Genomic DNA, 19,641 nt, shown 5'->3' on the forward strand with positions numbered 1-19,641 from the left:
TCCCCTTAAGAGGGTCCTACACGAGGACGTGGCACACTCTCCAGCGCGATGGACATATCAGGGACGCAGCTCAGGACGCTGCGGGCGGCGCTCTTCACGGCACTGGTCGTGACGCTGTCCGCCGGCTCCCACGTGCTGCTGTCCCGGGTCCCGCTGCCGCTGATCACCGTGGGCCTGATCTCGGCCGGCGTGTTCGCCGTGGCGTACGCGCTGGCCGGCCGCGAGCGCGGTTTCGGCGCGATCGCGGGTCTGCTGGTGCCGCTGGAACTGGCCGCCGACACGGTCTTCACCACCGGGCAGGCGGTCTGCTACGGACCGGCCGGCGGGCCCGTCGCCGGTTCGCTGCGGGCGGTCGGCGTGGACGTGCTGTGCGGCGGCTCCGTGGGAACCCCGCTGCCCGGTGTGGCCGCCCCCGAGAGCGGCGGTGTCGCGGCCCTGCTCCACACCCCCGATCCGGCCCTGCCGTGGCTGCTGCTCGCCGCCCACGTGGCGGTCGGACTGGGCGCGGCGGCATGGCTGCGGCACGGCGAGCGGGCACTGGCCCGGCTGGTCGGCGCGGTGGCCGCGTTCGCGTTCCGGCCGCTCCTGCTGGTCGCCGCGTTCCTCGGCTCGCCCCACCCGTCCGGTCGTCGCGGCGGGCTTCCCTCGGACCGGCCGCGCCGGTCCCGTACGCGTCTCCTCGTGCACTCCGTCGGACGGCGGGGACCGCCGTGCCCGGGCTTCACCCTCGCCTGAGCACCAGTCCCCCTTTTTTCTTTCCTCACACCGACGGAGATCGACATCATGAGCGCACGCAACAACCAGGCGAACAAGGCCGCCGCCCGCGAGCGGCTGCGCGTCGAGCGCGAACGCCAGGCGAAGAAGGACAAGGCCCGCCGCCAGGTGATCGTCGGCGTGTCGGCCGTCGCCCTGCTGGCCGTCGCCGGCGGCGTCGGCTACCTCGTCGTCCAGGCGGGCAAGCCCGGGCAGTGGGAGGCCGCCAAGGACGCGAAGAACGTCACGGCCCCCCGGAACACCGAGGGCGCGAACGGCACCACGGTCGTGATCGGCAAGCCCGAGGCGAAGAAGACCCTGGAGCTGTACGAGGACTCGCGCTGCCCGGTGTGCGCGACCTTCGAGCAGCAGGTCGGCGCCGTCGTCGAGAAGGACGTCGCGGACGGCAAGTACAAGGTCAAGTACGTCGGCGCCACCTTCATCGACAACGCCGCACAGGGCGAGGGATCGAAGAACGCCCTGTCGGCGCTCGGCGCGGCGCTCGACGTGAGCCCCGAGGCCTTCCTGAAGTACAAGTCGGCCCTCTACTCCACGCAGTTCCACCCGGAGGAGACCCAGGACAAGTTCGCCAAGGACTCCTACCTCCTGGAGGTGGCGGACTCGGTGCCCGCACTGAAGGGCAACGCGCAGTTCAAGAAGAACGTGGAGGACGGCACCTTCGACGCCTGGGCGATGAAGATGTCCGCGGCGTTCGACGCGAGCGGCGTGAAGGGCACGCCGACGCTGAAGATGGACGGCAAGGCCCTGACCGCCGAGGGCAGCGAGAACCCGCCGCTGACGGCGGACCAGTTCAACACGGCGATCACCGCGGCCCTCAAGGGCTAGGCCGTGTCTGACAAATCCCGCCTGGCGCGCGACGCCCGGCACGCACACTCGCCGCGTTGTCGGAGGCATCCAAGTACGTCCAGTACGAGGACGATCCTCCGCCTTGCGATTGCACGCACCGGACGCCGCGCGCCCCGCCCTGCGGGCGGACGGCGGTATTTGTCAGACACGACCTAGGGGCGTCTTGTCGATCTCCTCGGGCCCGGACAGGGCCCGGGGAGCCCGTGCTCCGGGGGCCGCCCCCGGAGCGTGCTGACACAGGCGGGGACCGCCGGACGGCACGATGTCGACGGGCAGGCGAACTTTCCGGTTTTCGCCTGCCCGTTCGGCGTACCGGCCAGTAATCTGACTGCCCGTGACCAGTCGTTTCATATCCCCTGCCCCCACCCGCCGTACGGTCGTGAAGGCCGCCGCCGTCACGGCCGTCGCCGCACCGGCGCTGGTGGGCGCCGCCTCCCCCGCACTCGCGGAGACCGAGGCCCCCGCATTCCTCCACGGCGTCGCCTCCGGCGACCCGCTGCCCGACGGCGTCCTGCTGTGGACGCGCGTCACCCCCGTCGCCGACGCCGTGCCCGGTTCCGGCACGGGCCCGGACGTCGCGGTCGACTGGGAGGTCGCCGAGGACCGCGCCTTCGCCAGGACCGTGGCCCGGGGAAGGGCCACCGCGACCGCCGCCTCCGACCACACCGTCAAGGCCGACGTCCGGGGGCTGCGCCCCGCGACCACCTACCACTTCCGCTTCACGGCCGGCGGGACCGTCTCCCCGGTCGGCCGCACCCGCACCACCCCGGCCGCCGATGCCGCCACACCCGGCGTCCGCTTCGGCGTGGTCTCCTGCGCCAACTGGGAGTCCGGCTACTTCTCCGCCTACCGCCACCTCGCCGCCCGCGCGGACCTGGACGCCGTCCTGCACCTCGGCGACTACATCTACGAGTACGCCAGCGGCGGCTATCCGGAGGCGAAGTACGTCGTCCGTCCGCACGAGCCGCGGCACGAGATCGTCTCGCTGTCCGACTACCGCACCCGGCACGGGAAGTACAAGACGGACGCGGACCTGCAGGCACTGCACGCCGCCCACCCGGTCGTCGCGATCTGGGACGACCACGAGTTCGCCAACGACGCCTGGTCGGGCGGCGCGGAGAACCACACGCCGGGCGCCGAGGGAGCCTGGGCGGACCGGGTCGCCGCCGCCAAGCAGGCGTACTTCGAGTGGATGCCGGTTCGCGCGTCGACGGAGGGCACCGTCTACCGGCGGCTGCGCTTCGGCAAACTGGCCGATCTGCACCTCCTCGACCTGCGCTCCTTCCGCTCCCAGCAGGCCGGGGTCGGCAGCGGCGCGGTCGACGACCCGGAGCGCACCCTGACCGGTCGCGCCCAGCTGGACTGGCTGAAGTCCGGTCTGGCGGGCTCGGACGCCCAGTGGAAGCTCGTCGGCACCTCGGTGATGATCTCGCCGGTGGCCTTCGGTTCCCTGCCCGCGCACCTGCTCGGCCCGCTCGCGGAGCTGCTGGGGCTGCCGAAGGAGGGCCTCGCGGTCAATGTCGACCAGTGGGACGGCTACACGGACGACCGCCGCGAGCTGCTGAACCACCTGACCCAGCGATCGGTGCGGAACACCGTCTTCCTGACCGGTGACATCCACATGGCCTGGGCCAACGACGTGCCGGTGAAGGCGGCGACGTACCCGCTGTCGCAGTCGGCGGCGACCGAGTTCGTGGTGACGTCGGTGACCTCCGACAACCTCGACGACATCCTCCACGTCGCGCCGGGCACGGTGTCGGTGGTGGCCGCCGGGGCGGTCAAGGCCGCCAACCGCCACGTGAAGTGGGTGGACATGGACCACCACGGCTACGGCGTCCTCGACGTGACCGCCGAGCAGGCGCAGATGGACTACTACACGGTCTCCGACAAGGCCCGTACGGACGCGACGACCGCCTGGGCGCGCTCGTACCGGACCGCCACGGGAACGCAGCGTGTCGAGCGGGTGTACCAGCCGGTGCACTGACACCTCGTCATGGTCGATTTTCGGCCATGATCCGCATTGTTAACGGGAGATCACATCATCACGGCGGGTGGTGGGTTCGGACGATCGAATCCGGACACACCACCTGTCTCCGTCACCCCGTTCGTTACGCCCCTGTCTCAAACTCCGGAAGACGCACAAGAATTTCTTCCCGTTGCCCCGAAATGCACCACGAATGATTGGGCTTGATCAATGCTCATCAACGGCTGACATGGACCCGTAATCTCCCCGCGATGGCGAGGAAGTCCCTCTCCACCACCCCCCGCGAGGAGTCACCAGTGCGTGCTCTTGTCCGTATATCGCCGCGCATGTCACGTCGTATGCTCGGCACTGCCGTGATGGCCGGAACCTTGGCCCTGGCGCCGCTTTCCGCCCCTTCGGCCACCCCCCTCACCACCTCCGCCGCCGGCACGTCCGCCGCGGACTGCGTGGACGGTTCGGACGCCGTCTCCAGCGCCCGCAAGGCGAAGGGCGGCACCACCCACGCCGCCGAGCCCAACGAGGTCACCGCCGCCCAGGCCAAGGCCATGGACGCGGACCTGACCAACAGACTGTCCAAGATCCGGTCGTCCGGCCGCAGCTCCGCCGCCGCCTCCGCCGCGGCCGTGGTGAACATCCCGGTCTACTTCCACGTCGTCCACAGCGGCACGACCGGCAAGCTCAGCTCCACCGCGATCAACAACCAGATGGCCGTCCTCAACGCCGCGTACGCGGGCCAGGGCACCGGCAACGTGAACACCAACTTCCAGTTCACCCTGGCCGGAACCGACTACACGGACAACGCCTCCTGGTACAACCTGACCTCCGGCTCCACCGCCGAGAAGCAGATGAAGCAGACCCTCCGCAAGGGCGGCGCGGGCGCGCTGAACTTCTACACCGCGAACCTCGGCGGCGGCCTGCTGGGCTGGGCGACCTTCCCGTCCTCGTACAACTCCAGCCCGTCCATGGACGGTGTGGTCGTGCTCGACGCCTCGCTGCCGGGCGGATCCGCCGCCAACTACAACGAGGGCGACACCGCCACCCACGAGGTCGGCCACTGGATGGGGCTGTACCACACGTTCCAGGGCGGCTGCAACGGATCCGGCGACTCGGTGAGCGACACCCCGGCCGAGAAGAGCCCGGCCTACGAGTGCCCGACCGGCCGCGACAGCTGCGCGTCCAAGGCGGGTGTGGACCCCATCCACAACTTCATGGACTACACCTACGACGCGTGCATGTACCAGTTCACCGCCGGCCAGGTCGCGCGGATGAGCAGCGCCTGGACCGCGTACCGCGCAGGCTGAACGTTCCTCCACTGAGGAGCCGGGCCCGCTGAGGCCCGGCAACCGGGGAAGGGCGCGGCGGGAGAGCCCCCGCCGCGCCCTTCTTCCATCGGATCAGAGGCTCTCGACGAAGCCGAGGGCCAGCGTCCAGGTCTCCTCGGCGGCGGCCTCGTCCCAGTCCGGGAGCTCCGGGTCGGTGTACAGGTGGCCGGCGCCCGGGTAGCGGTAGATCTCGACGTCGGCGCCGATCCGCCGCATCTGCAGGTACCAGGACGTCAGCCAGTCGTGCGACTCGAAGGGGTCGGGATCAGCCACGTGCAGCTGGACCGGCAGGTCGTCGACCGTCACGTTCGGGGCGATGTCCGAGGTGCCGTGGAGCATCAGCAGCCCGCGCGCCCGCGCGTCGCCGAGGGCGAGCGTCTGCGCGACCGAGGCGCCGAAGGAGAAGCCCGCGTAGACGAGGCCGCGCTCGGAGTACGGGGCCGCGGCGAGGATCGCCCGCCGCAGCAGCTCGTCCTTGCCGATCTTCTCCTTGAGCTCCGTCCCCTCCTCGACGGTCTCGGCCGTCCGCCCCTCGAAGAGATCGGGCACGTGCACCTCGTGCCCGGCGGCCCGCAGCCGCTCGGCCGCGGCCTCCACCGCCGGGCGCAGGCCGTGGACCGAGTGGAAAAGCATGATGTCCATGCGGCCATCCTCCCTCACGGCGGCTACTTCAGACTGCGCACGTCCAGCCGGCGCAGCACCCGGTCGACCACCTCGGGATCGGCGCCCGGCTCGTTCCGGGCCGACAGCACCTCGTGGCGCGCGGCCGACATCATCTCCCGCTGGATCCGCTGGACGGCCTTGACCCGCCCGGCTCGCTCGGCGAAGGCGGCCCGCCGCTCCTCGTCCAGCATGTCCGGGCTGATCCGCGCCCCGATGTCGAACGCCCCGCGCAGGAGCCGCTCCTGGACCTCCTCGGGCAGCTCCTCCAGGTCCTCGATGTCCTTCAGCCGGCGCCGCGCCGCCTTCGCCGCCCGGATGGCCAGGTTCCGCTCCAGCTCCCGCTCGGCGTCGGTGTCGGCCCGCACCCCGAGCCGCCTCACCAGCCAGGGCAGGCTGAGACCCTGGATGACGAGCGTGGCGATGATCACGCAGAAGGCGATGAAGATGATCTGGTCGCGGCCGGGGAAGGGCGCGCCGTCGTCCGTGCGCAGCGGGATGGCGAGCGCCAGCGCCACCGAGGCCACCCCCCGCATCCCGGCCCACCACATGACGACGGTCTCCCGCCAGCTCATGGGGACCTCCTCGTCGTAGTCGCGCCGGGTGTGCAGCCGCTTGGCCAGCCAGGTCGCGGGAAGCAGCCACACCAGCCGGACGGCGACGACGACGCCGGCCACCGCGGCACCCCAGCCGATCATCTCGCCGAGGTGCCCCTCGGCGGTCCCGAAGACGACGTGGAGCTCCAGCCCGATGAGCCCGAAGGCGATGCCCGCGACGAGCGTGTCGACGATCTCCCAGAAGGTCTGCCCGGCGAGCCGCCCCACGACGTCGTCGGCGTCGGTCGCGTGGTGCGCGAGGTAGAGGGCCACGACGAGGACGGCGAGGACGCCGGAGCCGTGCAGCTCCTCGGCGAGGACGTACGACACGAAGGGGACGAGGAGGGTGAGTCCGGTCTGCAGCGTGGCCTCGCCGAGCAGGGCCATGAGCTTGTTGCTGATCCAGCCGAGGCCGAGGCCGACCGCGATGGCGACGACGGCGGAGAGGACCAGCTCGGCGCTCGCCTCCTCCCAGGAGAAGGAGCCGCCGACCGCCGCGCCGATGGCCACGTGGTAGAGCACGATGGCGGTGACGTCGTTGAAGAGGCCCTCGCCCTCCAGGATCGACACGAGCCGGCGCGGCAGCCCGAGGGAGCCGGCGACGGCGGTCGCGGCGACCGGGTCGGGCGGCGCGACGAGGGCGCCGAGGGCCACGGCTGCGGCGAGGGGGAGCCCGGGGACGAGGGCGCCCGCCACGGCGGCGACGGCGGCCGTGGTGACGAAGACGAGGGCGACGGCGAGCAGGAAGATGGGCCGTCTGTTCGCCGCGAACTGCCGCCAGGACGTGCGCTGCACGGAGGCGTAGAGGAGCGGCGGGAGGACCAGCGGCAGGATGAACTCGGGCGGGATGTCGACGTTCGGCACGAACGGCAGGAAGGCCAGCACGATCCCGACCAGGGTCATCAGGACCGGAGCCGGCAGCCCCAGCCGCTCCCCCAGCGGCACGGTGAGGAGCGCGCCGAGCAACAGCAGGAACAACAGGGCCAATTGGTCCACGGGGAGCCCTCCGCCTTCCGGCGCGTCGACGATCAGGGTCCCAACCCTGCCACGAACGCCCCGAATCGGACGAAAACCCCGTGGGTGCGACACCGCCGGAGGACCGGCGGCGGCGGAAGGAGCCGGACGGCGCGGACCGGGCCGGGGCGCCGCGCCGGTCGGGTGCCGACGGGCTGCCGGCGGCGGAGGGAGCCGGACGGCGCGGAAAGCACGACGGCCGCGCTCGCGGCGCGGCCGTCGGGGGGCGGCCCCCAGGGGCCGCCGGAGCTCAGATCGAGCGGCGCATCGCCCGGTGCGCGATGCCCGCGTCCGGGAACTCGGGTCCGTAGGCCGCGTAGCCGAGGCGCTCGTAGAAGCCGAGGGCGTGCGTCTGTGCGTGCAGGTCCACGGCCGTCAGGCCGCGCCCGCGCGCCGCGTCCTCGATCGCGCGCACCAGGGCCGCGCCGACGCCGAGGCCCCGGGCCGCCTTGGTGACGGCGAGCCGTCCCAGGGAGCCCACCGCCGCGTCGCCGCCGGTCTTGCCCGCCGCGTCCGCGCCGTACAGCAGCCGGCCGGTGCCGAGCGGCAGACCGTCGTCACGGATCGCCAGCACGTGCACGGCCGTCTCGTCGTACGAGTCGTACTCGATCTCCTGCGGGACGCGCTGCTCGACCACGAAGACGTCCTTGCGGACGGCGAAGCAGGCCGCGCGGTCGTCCGGCGCGACGGCCTCCCGTACCGAGAAGCCCGCGCCGGCGCTCACTGGCTCTCCGCCGCGATCCGGTCCAGCGCCTGCTGGAGGTCCGCCGGGTAGGTGGACGAGAACTCGACCCACCGGCCGTCCTCCGGGTGCTCGAAGCCGAGCCGCACGGCGTGCAGCCACTGCCGGGTCAGGCCGAGCCGCTTGGCCATCGTCGGGTCCGCGCCGTAGGTGAGGTCGCCGACGCACGGGTGGCGGTGGGCCGACATGTGCACCCGGATCTGGTGCGTGCGGCCCGTCTCCAGCTTGATGTCGAGCAGCGAGGCCGCGCGGTACGCCTCGATCAGGTCGTAGTGGGTGACGGACTCCTTGCCGTCGGCGGTCACGGCCCACTTGTAGTCGTGGTTCGGGTGCCGGCCGATCGGCGCGTCGATCGTGCCGCTCATCGGGTCCGGGTGCCCCTGCACCAGCGCGTGGTAGCGCTTGTCGACGACCCGCTCCTTGAACTGGGCCTTGAGCAGCGTGTACGCCCGCTCCGACTTCGCGACGACCATCAGGCCGGAGGTGCCGACGTCGAGCCGGTGCACGATCCCCTGGCGCTCGGCGGCGCCGGAGGTGGAGATGCGGTAGCCCGCGGCCGCCAGGCCGCCGATCACGGTCGTGCCGGTCCAGCCGGGGCTCGGGTGCGCCGCGACACCGACGGGCTTCATGATCACGACGATGTCGTCGTCGTCGTGGACGATCTCCATGCCCTCGACGGGCTCGGCCACGATCTGGACCGGCGCCGGCGCGCCGGGCATCTCGACCTCGAGCCAGGCACCGCCGCTGACCCGCTCGGACTTGCCGACGACGGAGCCGTCGACCTGGACCTTCCCGGCGGCGGCCAGCTCGGCCGCCTTCGTACGGGAGAACCCGAACATTCGGGCGATGGCGGCGTCGACGCGCTCGCCCTCCAGGCCATCGGGAACGGGCAGGGTGCGGACCTCGGGACTCGTACTCACCCGTCGAGTATGCCGGACGCCGCCGGTGACCGGTTCCGCCCTCAGTCCTTGTGGACGGTCCCGTCCGGGTCGAGACCGCGGAAGGAGAGGATGACGATCAGGAAGCCGCCGCACACGATCGCCGAGTCCGCCAGGTTGAAGACGGCGAAGTGGGCGGGCGCGATGAAGTCGACCACCGCGCCCTCGAAGACGCCCGGGGAGCGGAAGATCCGGTCGGTGAGGTTGCCCAGCGCACCGCCGAGCAGCAGGCCGAGCGCGATGGCCCACGCGGTGCTGTAGAGCTTCCGGGCCAGCCGGATGATCACGATGATCACGACCGCCGCGATGCAGGTGAAGATGATCGTGAAGGCCTCACCCATGCCGAACGCGGCGCCGGGATTGCGGATCGCGTCGAACTTCAGCAGGTCGCCGACGACCCGGATCGGCTCGTGGCCCTCCAGCTTGGCGACGACCAGCATCTTGCTGCCGAGGTCGACGAGGTACGCGACGACCGCCACCACGAGCAGCGCGACGATCTTCCGCCTGCCCTTCGGCAGCTCCGCGGGGGCCGCCGCCTCGTCGGCCCCTGCTGGATCCGGCGTACCGATGATGCGCTCCGCCTCTGTCACGTGAGTCCCTCAACCTAGGTGCCTGACTGTGCACGAGGGTACGGCACGGCCGTGCGGCACCGTCAGCCGCGGCGCTCCTGTTTCTGCTTGTCCTCGACGCACAGGGTGGCCCGCGGGAACGCCTGCATCCGCGCCTTGCCGATGGGCTTGCCGCAGACCTCGCAGAGGCCGTACGTGCCCGCGTCGAGCCGTTCCAGGGCGTGCTCGGACTGCTCCAGCATCTCCCGGGCGTTCGCGGCCAGCGCCAGCTCGTGCTCGCGCGTGATGTTCTTCGTGCCGGTGTCGGCCTGGTCGTCCCCCGCGCCGTCCCCGGAGTCCCGCATCAGACCGGTGAGCTCCTGCTGGGAGTGGAGCAGCTCGGACCGGAGTCTGAGCACCTCGCTCTCCAGCTCGGCACGGGCCTCGGCGACCTCCTCGGGCGTCCACGGCTCCTCGCCGGGACGCACGGCGAGCTCGCCGGCGCGGGCCTGGGGCACCGCTGCCCCGTCCTCGGCCGTCGTCACGCCACCCGCGGTCTTCTTCGCTGCCACCGTCCTGGCTCCTGTCTTCTCCACCCGTGCCGCGGAAGCGGCCTTCTTCCTGACTGCGGTCTTCCTGGCCGGTGCCTTCCGGGCGGCGGCCTTCCCCACCGGGGTACCGTCCGCCCCCGCCTCCGTCACGGCCCCGTCCGCCACGGCGGACGCGGCGGCCTCCGACGCGGCGGCCCGCTTCGCACCCGTCCGCTTGGCGGCGGTCCTCTTCGCCGTCTTCCTCGCGGTGGTGCTCCCCGTGGCCGCGGTCGTGGTCGTGGTCGCGCTCTTCCGGGCCGGGGCCGCCGTGCCCGCCTTCTTCGTGGCCGTGGACTTCTTGCCGTTCACGGCCTTGGCCGCCCCGTCCGCACCGGCGGGGCCGGCGGCCGAGGTCTTCTTCGCGGCGGTCTTCTTCGCCACCATGTCGCGGCCCCTTCACATTTTGTGATCTTGCTCGCGAATCGTGCTGGGACGATAAATCGGCCCAGGGTCCGCGGCAACGGGGCTCGCCGCCGTTTCCCACCCGCCCATGCCCGCGGCAAGGCGAGCCTGCCTGCGTTGTGCCCAGCTCCCCGGCCGGTAATCACGACGCCCCTCCCCCACATGGGCGCACCCGAAGTCCGTGCCCCCGGTGTGGCCATTCGGGTCACCGGAAAACCGGTCTGCCACGCCGCTCCGGGGCCCGTACACTGGGCCCAGCGAAAGGCTTGGATGGGGACGAGTAGCGTCGTACGCAGCCATGAGCGACCCGGGGACGGTGAGAGCCCGGGGGCCAGCCCGATGTGAAGCATCACCCCGGAGCCGCCGGAAGAAAGCCGTGAGGCGAGTAGACCCGGCATCGCGACCCCAATGAGGGGGCCACGGGCGCACGCCCGGGGCCAAGGAGGGTGGTACCGCGGGAAGCGCGCAGCACGGCGCTCTCGTCCCTCCGGACGGAAACGAAGCAGTCCGCCGGAGGAGCTCACCCCATGACGCCGCCGCAATACCGCCAGGTGCCCGCCCAGGTCGACCTGCCCGCGCTCGAGCACGCCGTTCTCGACTTCTGGCGCGAGAGCAAGGTCTTCGCCAAGACCCTGGAGCAGTCCGAGGGCCGCCCCGAGTGGGTGTTCTACGAGGGCCCGCCCACCGCCAACGGCATGCCCGGTGCCCACCACATCGAGGCCCGCGTCTTCAAGGACGTCTTCCCCCGCTTCCGGACCATGCGCGGCTACCACGTGGCCCGCAAGGCCGGCTGGGACTGCCACGGGCTGCCCGTCGAGCTCGCCGTCGAGAAGGAGCTCGGCTTCGCCGGCAAGAAGGACATCGAGGCGTACGGCATCGCGGCCTTCAACGACAAGTGCCGCGAGTCGGTGACCCGCCACACCGACGCCTTCGCCGAGCTCACGACCCGCATGGGTTACTGGGTCGACCTCGACGACGCGTACCGGACCATGGACCCCGAGTACATCGAGTCGGTCTGGTGGTCGCTGAAGCAGATCTTCGACAAGGGCCTGCTCGTCCAGGACCACCGTGTCGCCCCCTGGTGCCCGCGCTGCGGCACCGGCCTCTCGGACCACGAGCTGGCGCAGGGCTACGAGACGGTCGTCGACCCGTCCGTGTTCGTCCGCTTCCCGCTGACCTCCGGTCCGCTGGCCGGCCGGGCGGCGCTCCTGGTCTGGACGACGACCCCCTGGACCCTGGTCTCCAACACGGCGGTCGCGGCCCACCCCGAGGTGACCTACGTCGTCGCCACGGACGGCGAGGAACAGCTGGTCGTCGCCGAGCCGCTGGTCGACAAGGCCCTCGGCGAGGGCTGGGTGACCACCGGCGAGACCTTCACCGGCGCCGAGATGGAGCGCTGGACGTACCAGCGCCCCTTCGAGCTGGTGGAGTTCCCGAGCGTCGGCGAGGGAACCGGGGCGCACTACGTCGTCAACGCCGAGTACGTGACCACCGAGGACGGCACGGGTCTCGTGCACCAGTCCCCCGCCTTCGGCGAGGACGACCTCAAGGTCTGCCGGTCCTACGGCCTGCCGGTCGTGAACCCGGTCCGCCCCGACGGCACCTTCGAGGAGGACGTGCCGCTGGTCGGCGGCGTCTTCTTCAAGAAGGCCGACGAGGCCCTCACCGCGGACCTGGGCGCCCGCGGCCTGCTCTTCCGGCACGTCCCGTACGAGCACAGCTACCCGCACTGCTGGCGCTGCCACACGGCGCTGCTCTACTACGCGCAGCCGTCCTGGTACATCCGCACCACCGCCGTCAAGGACCGTCTCCTCCAGGAGAACGAGAAGACGAACTGGTTCCCGGACACCGTCAAGCACGGCCGCTTCGGCGACTGGCTGAGCAACAACATCGACTGGGCGCTCTCCCGCAACCGCTACTGGGGCACCCCGCTGCCGATCTGGCGCTGCGAGGAGGGCCACCTCACCTGCGTCGGTTCCCGCGAGGAGCTCTCGCGGCTGACGGGCACGGACCAGTCGTCCCTGGACCCGCACCGCCCGTACATCGACGACGTCACCTTCGCCTGCGGCCACGACGGCTGCTCGGCCGAGGCGACGCGCGTCCCGGAGGTCATCGACGCCTGGTACGACTCGGGCTCGATGCCGTTCGCCCAGTACGGGTACCCGTACAAGAACAAGGAGCTGTTCGAGAGCCGCTACCCGGCGCAGTTCATCTCCGAGGCCATCGACCAGACGCGCGGCTGGTTCTACACGCTGATGGCGGTCGGCACGCTGGTCTTCGACAAGTCCTCGTACGAGAACGTGGTCTGCCTGGGCCACATCCTCGCCGAGGACGGCCGCAAGATGTCCAAGCACCTCGGCAACACCCTGGACCCGATCCCGCTGATGGACCGCCACGGCGCGGACGCGGTGCGCTGGTTCATGGCGGCCGGCGGCTCCCCGTGGGCGGCCCGCCGGGTCGGCCACGGCACGATCCAGGAGGTCGTGCGCAAGACCCTGCTGACGTACTGGAACACGGTCGCCTTCCAGGCGCTGTACGCCCGTACGTCCGGCTGGGCGCCGTCCGCGGCGGACCCGGCGCCGGCGGACCGCACGGTCCTGGACCGCTGGCTGCTGAGCGAGCTCAACGCGCTGGTGGACCAGGTCACGGAGGCGCTGGAGTCCTACGACACCCAGCGCGCGGGCAAGCTGGTCTCCTCCTTCGTCGACGACCTGTCGAACTGGTACGTGCGGCGTTCGCGCCGCCGGTTCTGGCAGGGCGACGCGGCGGCGCTGCGCACCCTGCACGACGTGATCGAGACGGTCACCCGCCTGATGGCTCCGCTGACGCCGTTCATCACCGAGCGCGTCTGGCAGGACCTGGTGGTCCCCGTGACGCCCGACGCACCCGAGTCGGTCCACCTCTCGACCTGGCCGGAGGCGGACCTCACGGCCGTCGACCCGGAGCTGTCCCAGCAGATGCTGCTGGTGCGGCGCCTGGTGGAGCTGGGCCGGGCGACGCGGGCGGAGTCCGGCGTCAAGACCCGCCAGCCGCTCTCCCGCGCCCTGGTGGCCGCCAACGGCTTCGCGGCGCTCTCCGACGAGCTGCGGGCGCAGATCACGGAGGAGCTGAACGTCTCCTCGCTGGCGTCGCTCAGCGAGGTCGGCGGCTCACTGGTCGACACGACCGCGAAGGCGAACTTCCGGGCCCTGGGCAAGCGCTTCGGCAAGGGCGTCCAGGACGTGGCGAAGGCGGTCGCGGCGGCGGACGCGGCGGCGCTGTCGCTGGCGCTGCGCTCCGGCGAGGCGACGCTCGAGGTCGACGGCGAGACGATCAAGGTCGGCCCCGACGAGATCATCATCACGGAGACCCCGCGGGAGGGCTGGTCGGTCGCCTCGGACTCCGGCGCGACCGTCGCCCTGGACCTGGAGATCACTCCGGAGCTGCGGCGGGCGGGCCTGGCGCGTGACGCGATCCGCCTGATCCAGGAGGCCCGCAAGAACAGCGGCCTGGACGTGGCGGACCGGATCGCCCTGCGCTGGACGTCGGACTCCGCGGAGACGACGGAGGCGCTGACGGCGCACGCGGACCTGATCGCGGACGAGGTCCTGGCGACGGACCACGCCCGGGGCGAGGCGGACGCCGGCTTCGGCGCCCCCTTCACGGACGAGTCCCTCTCCCTGACGTTCCGCCTCCGCAAGGCGTAGGCGCTCCGCCAGAGGCCCGGCACCCCCTCGGTGGGGTGCCGGGCCTCTGGCGTGCGGGGCGGGGCGCGAGGCGCGGGCGGGCCGTGGCTCCGGGTGCGCGGGGCGTGCGACGGCGGATCCGCGGCGGGGCGCGGCCCCCCCGTCGGCGACGATCCGCCACCGGCCCTGTGCGGAGCCCACCCGGGCCGGGCGGTCCCGGCCCGGCTTCCGGGGCCGCGCGGACCTGAGGGGCCCGCGCCGTCCCCGGGTACGGCGAAGGGCCGGGACCCTGGTCTCCCAGGGGCCCGGCCCTTGCAGCCTGCCGACGGCTACGCGGTGGTCACGCCACCGCCTGCCGTCAGTTGTCGTCCTCGTCGATCAGGAAGCCGCGCATCGGCGCCGGCGCCTGCTGCATCGGCTGCGGCGCCTGCGGCCGGACCGGTGCCATCGGCTGGGTCATCGCCGGGGACATCTGCTGCTGGCCGCCGTAGGACGGGCCACCGCCCATGGACGGAGCACCACCCATGCCGCCGTTGCCGTACGACGGGGCACCCGCGCCCGCCGAGGCCATCGACGGGGCCGGCGGCAGGGAGGCCGCGGCCGGGGTCCGCGGCGGAGCCAGCGAATCGTCGGCCTGGGTCTCCAGCTGGCGCAGCTGCGACTCGAGGTAGGACTTCAGACGCGTGCGGTACTCGCGCTCGAAGCCGCGCAGGTCCTCGACCTTGCGCTCCAGCGTGGCGCGGGCCGACTCCAGCGAGCCCATCGCGACGCGGTGCTTCTCCTGCGCGTCCCGCTCCAGCGCGTCGGCCTTGGCGCGGGCGTCCCGCTCCAGGCCCTCGGCGCGCGACCGGGCCTCGCCGACGATCTTGTTGGCCTCGGAACGGGCCTCCGCGATCGCCTGGTCGGCCGTCTGCTGGGCCAGCGAGAGGACACGCGCGGCGCTGTCGCCACCCGGACCCTGCTGCTGCATCGGCGGCTGCATCTGCTGCTGCGGGTGACCCATGGGGCCGCCCATCGGCTGGCCCATGGGGCCGCCCTGCATGGGGCCGCCCTGCATCGGGCCGCCCTGCATCGGACCGGGGCCGCCCATGGGGCCGCCCTGCATCGGGCCGGGGCCGTGTCCGCCGGGGCCGGCGGGAAGCTGCGGGGCACCGGACGGCAGCTGCGGCGGGCCCATCTGCGGGGGCTGCTGCTGGACCGGCGGACCGGATATGGCGGCGGGCACGGGGGCACCGGGACCGCCGGGACGATCCTGCGGCTCCGGCGGCTTGCGCATGCCCTGCTGCTGGTTCTGCGCGGCGGCACGCGTCGCGGCGGCCAGCTTGGCGCGCAGGTCCTCGTTCTCGCGGAGCAGGCGGGTCAGTTCACCCTCGACCTCGTCGAGGAAGGCATCGACCTCGTCCTCGTCGTAGCCTTCTCGGAGGCGGACGGTCGTGAACTGCTTGTTCCGCACATCCTCAGGGGTCAACGGCATCTCTACTTCACCTCTACGTAGTCGTCGGCAGTCGGCAAGACCGTATCGTCCACATTCACCTCGCGAAGCTGCTCACGACGGAGATCAGAATGTAGACAATGATCATCAGAACGAAGAAGGACAGGTCGAGTGCCACGCCCCCGAGACGCAACGGCGGGATGAACCGCCGCAGAAGCTTGAGCGGTGGATCGGTGACAGTGTAGGTGGCCTCGAGAACGACCACCATCGCCTTGCCGGGTTGCCATGCGCGGGCGAACTGGAAGACGTAGTCCATGACCAGCCGGAAGATCAGCACGATGAGGAAGCACATCAGAGCGATGTAGACCACTTGTAGTGCGACGCCCATCCCGCGCTTCCCTCTCCCCTGGCTTTACTCTCGCTTGCCCGGCCTCGCGGCCGGCCCGTTCCGGTCTCGTGTTCTCAGCTCTGGTTGAAGAATCCGCCCTCTGCGATGCGGGCCTTGTCCTCCGCCGTGACATCGACGTTAGCAGGCGACAACAGGAACACCTTCTGCGTCACGCGCTCAATGCTGCCATGGAGCCCGAAGACGAGTCCGGCGGCAAAGTCGACAAGTCGCTTCGCATCCGTGTCGTCCATCTCCGTGAGGTTCATGATCACCGGGGTGCCCTCGCGGAAGTGTTCCCCGATGGTACGGGCCTCGTTGTAGGTCCGCGGGTGCAAAGTGGTGATGCGGTAGGGCTCCCGCTCGGACACGACCTTGGGCATGATCACCGGTGCGTTCTTCTCCAGGCTCGGGCGTTCGGGTGTGATGGATGCCACGGGGGCGATGCGAGCCGGGCGTCCGCTTTCGGCGGAAAGCGGGGCGGAATGGGCAACCGGCTCGCGGGGGGCGGCCTGGGCCACCACGCGGACCGGCTCCTCACGCTCCAGCTGGCGAGGGGGCTGGTGGTGGCGCCGGTCGCGCTCGGGCTCCGGCTCCAGTTCGGGTTCGAAGTCGTCGTCGGGGTCGAATCCCCGGCCGTCGTACCCATCGTCCTCCACGAGGCCGAGGTAGACCGCCATCTTGCGCATCGCGCCGGCCATTCTCTGAGTCCTCCGCTCTGTGGTGGATCGCCCTTGCTCAAGGGCCGCAGTGTCACCAAGTGCCCGCGATCCACGGGGTCTGCCCACCTATCAGTGGGAATGACCATATTTTCTGCTGTGGTCCGACTTGCTTGGCGACGTTACCCGAGCCTGGGGCGGACACCCAGTACCGCCGTACCGATGCGCACATGTGTCGCTCCGGCCGCCACGGCCTCCTCGAGGTCCGCACTCATCCCCGCCGACACCATGTTCGCAGTCGGACGGGTCGCGCGCAGGGCAGTCGACAAATCCATGAGGTGGTCGAAAGCCGCTCGTCGCCGCCCCGCGTACGGACCGGCGAGCGGCGCGACGGTCATCAGTCCGTCGAGCCTCAGTCCGGGTGCCGCGTCCACGGCGGCGGCCAACTCCTCGATGCCGTCCGGCGCCACGCCGCCCCGGTCGCCCCGCGCGCCCGACTCGGCGTCGAGGGCGACCTGGAGCAGGCAGCCCAGCTCCCGGCCGGCCTTCCCGGCCGCCGCCGACAGTGCCGTCACGAGCTTCAGGCGGTCGACCGACTGCACGACATCCGCATAACCCGTCACGGAACGGACCTTGTTGGTCTGCAACTGGCCGACGAAGTGCCAGCGGAGGTCCAGATCCGCACAGGCGGCGGCCTTGGGGGCCGCGTCCTGGTCCTTGTTCTCGGCGACGTCGCGGACGCCGAGTTCGTGCAGCAACCGGACGTCGCTCGCGGGGTAGGTCTTGGTGACCACGATCAGGGTCACCTCCGCCCGCTCGCGCCCGGCGGAGGCACAGGCGGCCGAGATCCGCTCCTCCACCCGCGCCAGGTTCTCGGCGAGTTCGGCCTTGCGGCCCGTCATGCCCGTCATGTCTCTCTCAGTCCAACCAGACATATCCCGCGAGTCGCCCCGTGGTGCGATCGCGGCGGTACGAGTAGTGGTCCCCCGACTCGCGGGTGCAGATCCCGTCGGCCCGCCGGTCCAGGACCCCGAGCCGTTCGAGCTGGGCGTGCACTCCGGCGGTGACGTCGACGGCCGGGGTGCCCCAGGAGGTCTCGGCCCACGCGGCCGGCTCGATCTCGGAGACCTCGGCCCGCATCTCCCGCGGGACCTCGTAGCAGCGCCCGCAGACGGCGGGCCCCGTCCGGGCCGTGATGCGGGAGGGCTCCGCGCCGAGATCGACCATCGCCTTCACCGCCGCGGGGACGACCCCGGCCACCATGCCGGGCCGCCCCGCGTGGGCGGCGGCCACCACCCCGGCGACGGGGTCGGCGAGCAGGACGGGGGTGCAGTCCGCGGTGAGGACCGCCAGGGCGAGTCCGCGCCGGGCGGTGACGAGCGCGTCCACCGACGGGATCTCGCGGTCCGCGGCCCAGGGGCCGTCGACCACCGCGACGTCGGGGCCGTGCACCTGGTTCATCCAGACGACCAGCGCCGGGTCGAGCCCCAGGGCCGCGGCGACTCGCGCCCGGTTGGCCAGGACGGCGGCGGGGTCGTCCCCCACCGCGCCGCCGAGGTTCAGCTCCTCGTACGGAACGGCGCTCACCCCGCCCCACCTGTCGGTGAAGGCGAAGTGCGCGCCGCTCGTGTGGTCGTGCTGCCCTATCACGTCGACCGGATCACTTCAGGAAGTCCGGGACGTCCAGCTCTTCCGCCTGCGTGTCCGGGTAGGGACGGGCGGAGGGGACCGCCGGCGGTACGGGCGGCTGAACCGGGGACTCGTTGACCGACGGCAGGGGCTCGGCCGGCGCGGCCGGCTCCTCCCGCGGCGTGACCGTACCGAGTCCGCCCAGCGGGCGCTGGGTCTCGGTGACGCGCGGCGCCGGGGTCGACTCCTCGCGCTTGGCCGAGGCCGAGCCGAGGATGTTGTCCCGGCGGGCCGGCGGCTGGCCGCCGTCGAAGCCGGCCGCGATGACCGTGACCCGCACCTCGTCGCCCAGGGCGTCGTCGATGACGGCGCCGAAGATGATGTTGGCCTCGGGGTGGGCGGCCTCGCTCACCAGCTGCGCGGCCTCGTTGATCTCGAAGAGACCGAGGTCCGAGCCACCGGAGATGGAGAGCAGCACGCCGCGGGCGCCGTCGATGGAGGCCTCCAGGAGCGGCGAGGAGATCGCCATCTCCGCGGCGGCCACCGCGCGGTCGTCGCCGCGGGCGGAGCCGATGCCCATGAGCGCCGAACCGGCCTCGGACATGACCGACTTGACGTCGGCGAAGTCGAGGTTGATCAGACCGGGGGTGGTGATGAGGTCGGTGATGCCCTGCACACCGCTCAGCAGCACCTGGTCGGCCGACTTGAAGGCGTCGAGCACGGAGACCTGACGGTCCGAGATCGAGAGCAGCCGGTCGTTCGGGATGACGATGAGGGTGTCGACCTCTTCGCGGAGCTCGGCGATGCCGTCCTCCGCCTGGTTGGCGCGACGGCGGCCCTCGAAGGTGAACGGCCGGGTGACCACACCGATCGTCAGGGCGCCGAGCGAGCGCGCGATGTTGGCGACGACGGGCGCGCCGCCGGTGCCGGTGCCGCCGCCTTCGCCGGCGGTGACGAAGACCATGTCGGCCCCCTTGAGGACCTCCTCGATCTCCTCACGGTGGTCCTCTGCCGCCTTGCGGCCGACGGCCGGGTTGGCCCCGGCGCCGAGGCCCCGGGTGAGTTCACGACCGACGTCGAGCTTGACGTCGGCGTCGCTCATCAACAGCGCTTGCGCGTCCGTGTTGATGGCGATGAACTCGACGCCCTTGAGACCGACCTCGATCATTCGGTTGATGGCATTGACACCACCGCCGCCGACACCGATGACCTTGATGACTGCGAGGTAGTTCTGCGGTGCTGCCACGTCGAAGGCCTCTCGCCTCGAGTTACGTGTCGCCGCTTCGCGGTGGTAGTCGCGCTGCGACGACGGATGCCGATTGGGACGGTCCGAAACGCCGACCCAAACCCTAACGTTGAAGTTTAGGGTTACCAGTGTCTCTGTTCGCTGGACTCTTCCGAACAGGACACTAAGTCGACAAGTGGCGCACGTTCAACGAACACGCCGAACCTCCC

General features: G+C 71.5%; 17 protein-coding genes. 5 read left to right on the forward strand and 12 right to left on the reverse strand.

Annotation, left to right across the window (positions count from 1 at the left end; translation table 11 throughout):
* Positions 1 to 48 precede the first annotated feature (48 nt).
* From ACGFZF_RS01470 to ACGFZF_RS01485, 4 genes are all read left to right on the forward strand, one after another.
* Positions 49 to 735: a hypothetical protein gene (locus ACGFZF_RS01470; RefSeq protein ID WP_393550476.1), complete on the forward strand. Its 687-nt coding sequence runs from the start codon at positions 49 to 51 to the stop codon at positions 733 to 735.
* Positions 736 to 783: 48 nt separating this feature from the next.
* The gene (locus ACGFZF_RS01475) at positions 784 to 1,599 is read left to right on the forward strand and encodes a DsbA family protein (protein ID WP_356603323.1); all 816 of its coding nucleotides are present in this window, start codon (positions 784 to 786) and stop codon (positions 1,597 to 1,599) included.
* A 355-nt stretch (positions 1,600 to 1,954) separates the two neighbouring features.
* Positions 1,955 to 3,604: an alkaline phosphatase D family protein gene (locus tag ACGFZF_RS01480; RefSeq protein ID WP_393550478.1), complete on the forward strand. Its 1,650-nt coding sequence runs from the start codon at positions 1,955 to 1,957 to the stop codon at positions 3,602 to 3,604.
* A gap of 326 nt (positions 3,605 to 3,930) precedes the next feature.
* A complete protein-coding gene (locus tag ACGFZF_RS01485; RefSeq protein ID WP_393550480.1) occupies positions 3,931 to 4,905 on the forward strand; it encodes a zinc metalloprotease in 975 nt (324 codons plus the stop codon).
* 93 nt (positions 4,906 to 4,998) lie between these two features.
* Here the strand turns inward: ACGFZF_RS01485 and ACGFZF_RS01490 are convergent, their stop codons facing one another.
* The 6 genes from ACGFZF_RS01490 to ACGFZF_RS01515 all read right to left on the reverse strand — a co-directional run bounded on the left by ACGFZF_RS01490 (position 4,999) and on the right by ACGFZF_RS01515 (position 10,398).
* A complete protein-coding gene (locus tag ACGFZF_RS01490; protein WP_393550482.1) occupies positions 4,999 to 5,568 on the reverse strand; it encodes a dienelactone hydrolase family protein in 570 nt (189 codons plus the stop codon).
* Positions 5,569 to 5,591: 23 nt separating this feature from the next.
* Positions 5,592 to 7,178 carry a Na+/H+ antiporter gene (locus ACGFZF_RS01495; protein ID WP_393550484.1) on the reverse strand — a complete coding sequence of 529 codons (1,587 nt, stop codon included), beginning with the start codon at positions 7,176 to 7,178 and terminating at the stop codon, positions 5,592 to 5,594.
* A gap of 268 nt (positions 7,179 to 7,446) precedes the next feature.
* Positions 7,447 to 7,920, reverse strand: a complete 474-nt coding sequence (locus ACGFZF_RS01500) for a GNAT family N-acetyltransferase (RefSeq protein ID WP_393550486.1) — start codon at positions 7,918 to 7,920, stop codon at positions 7,447 to 7,449.
* A complete protein-coding gene (locus tag ACGFZF_RS01505) occupies positions 7,917 to 8,858 on the reverse strand; it encodes an RluA family pseudouridine synthase (protein ID WP_393550488.1) in 942 nt (313 codons plus the stop codon). The genes ACGFZF_RS01500 and ACGFZF_RS01505 overlap by 4 nt, the downstream gene beginning before the upstream one ends.
* A 41-nt stretch (positions 8,859 to 8,899) precedes the next feature.
* On the reverse strand, positions 8,900 to 9,466 hold the full coding sequence (lspA, locus tag ACGFZF_RS01510) for a signal peptidase II (protein WP_393550490.1): 567 nt from the start codon (positions 9,464 to 9,466) through the stop codon (positions 8,900 to 8,902).
* Positions 9,467 to 9,528: 62 nt separating this feature from the next.
* Positions 9,529 to 10,398, reverse strand: a complete 870-nt coding sequence (locus ACGFZF_RS01515) for a TraR/DksA family transcriptional regulator (protein ID WP_393550492.1) — start codon at positions 10,396 to 10,398, stop codon at positions 9,529 to 9,531.
* Positions 10,399 to 10,943: 545 nt separating this feature from the next.
* Between ACGFZF_RS01515 and ileS the strand changes: the two genes are divergently transcribed.
* Positions 10,944 to 14,102, forward strand: coding sequence for an isoleucine--tRNA ligase (ileS, locus tag ACGFZF_RS01520; protein ID WP_393550494.1), 3,159 nt, complete (start codon positions 10,944 to 10,946; stop codon positions 14,100 to 14,102).
* Positions 14,103 to 14,439: 337 nt separating this feature from the next.
* On the opposite strand, the gene ACGFZF_RS01525 is transcribed toward ileS, so the two are convergent.
* From ACGFZF_RS01525 to ftsZ, 6 genes are all read right to left on the reverse strand, one after another.
* Positions 14,440 to 15,555, reverse strand: a complete 1,116-nt coding sequence (locus ACGFZF_RS01525; RefSeq protein WP_393550496.1) for a DivIVA domain-containing protein — start codon at positions 15,553 to 15,555, stop codon at positions 14,440 to 14,442.
* A gap of 55 nt (positions 15,556 to 15,610) precedes the next feature.
* Complete coding sequence (locus tag ACGFZF_RS01530) at positions 15,611 to 15,901, reverse strand: YggT family protein (RefSeq protein ID WP_147977597.1); 291 nt, start codon at positions 15,899 to 15,901, stop codon at positions 15,611 to 15,613.
* Positions 15,902 to 15,975: 74 nt separating this feature from the next.
* Positions 15,976 to 16,599: a cell division protein SepF gene (locus ACGFZF_RS01535; protein WP_147977598.1), complete on the reverse strand. Its 624-nt coding sequence runs from the start codon at positions 16,597 to 16,599 to the stop codon at positions 15,976 to 15,978.
* 140 nt (positions 16,600 to 16,739) lie between these two features.
* Positions 16,740 to 17,459 (reverse strand): YggS family pyridoxal phosphate-dependent enzyme, encoded by a 720-nt coding sequence (locus ACGFZF_RS01540; protein WP_393550996.1) that lies wholly within the window; start codon positions 17,457 to 17,459, stop codon positions 16,740 to 16,742.
* A 16-nt stretch (positions 17,460 to 17,475) separates the two neighbouring features.
* On the reverse strand, positions 17,476 to 18,207 hold the full coding sequence (pgeF, locus tag ACGFZF_RS01545) for a peptidoglycan editing factor PgeF (RefSeq protein WP_393550499.1): 732 nt from the start codon (positions 18,205 to 18,207) through the stop codon (positions 17,476 to 17,478).
* A gap of 10 nt (positions 18,208 to 18,217) precedes the next feature.
* On the reverse strand, positions 18,218 to 19,432 hold the full coding sequence (ftsZ, locus tag ACGFZF_RS01550) for a cell division protein FtsZ (protein WP_393550502.1): 1,215 nt from the start codon (positions 19,430 to 19,432) through the stop codon (positions 18,218 to 18,220).
* Positions 19,433 to 19,641: the final 209 nt, after the last annotated feature.

Source organism: Streptomyces sp. NPDC048338, from assembly GCF_043201055.1.
Classification (GTDB): domain Bacteria; phylum Actinomycetota; class Actinomycetes; order Streptomycetales; family Streptomycetaceae; genus Streptomyces.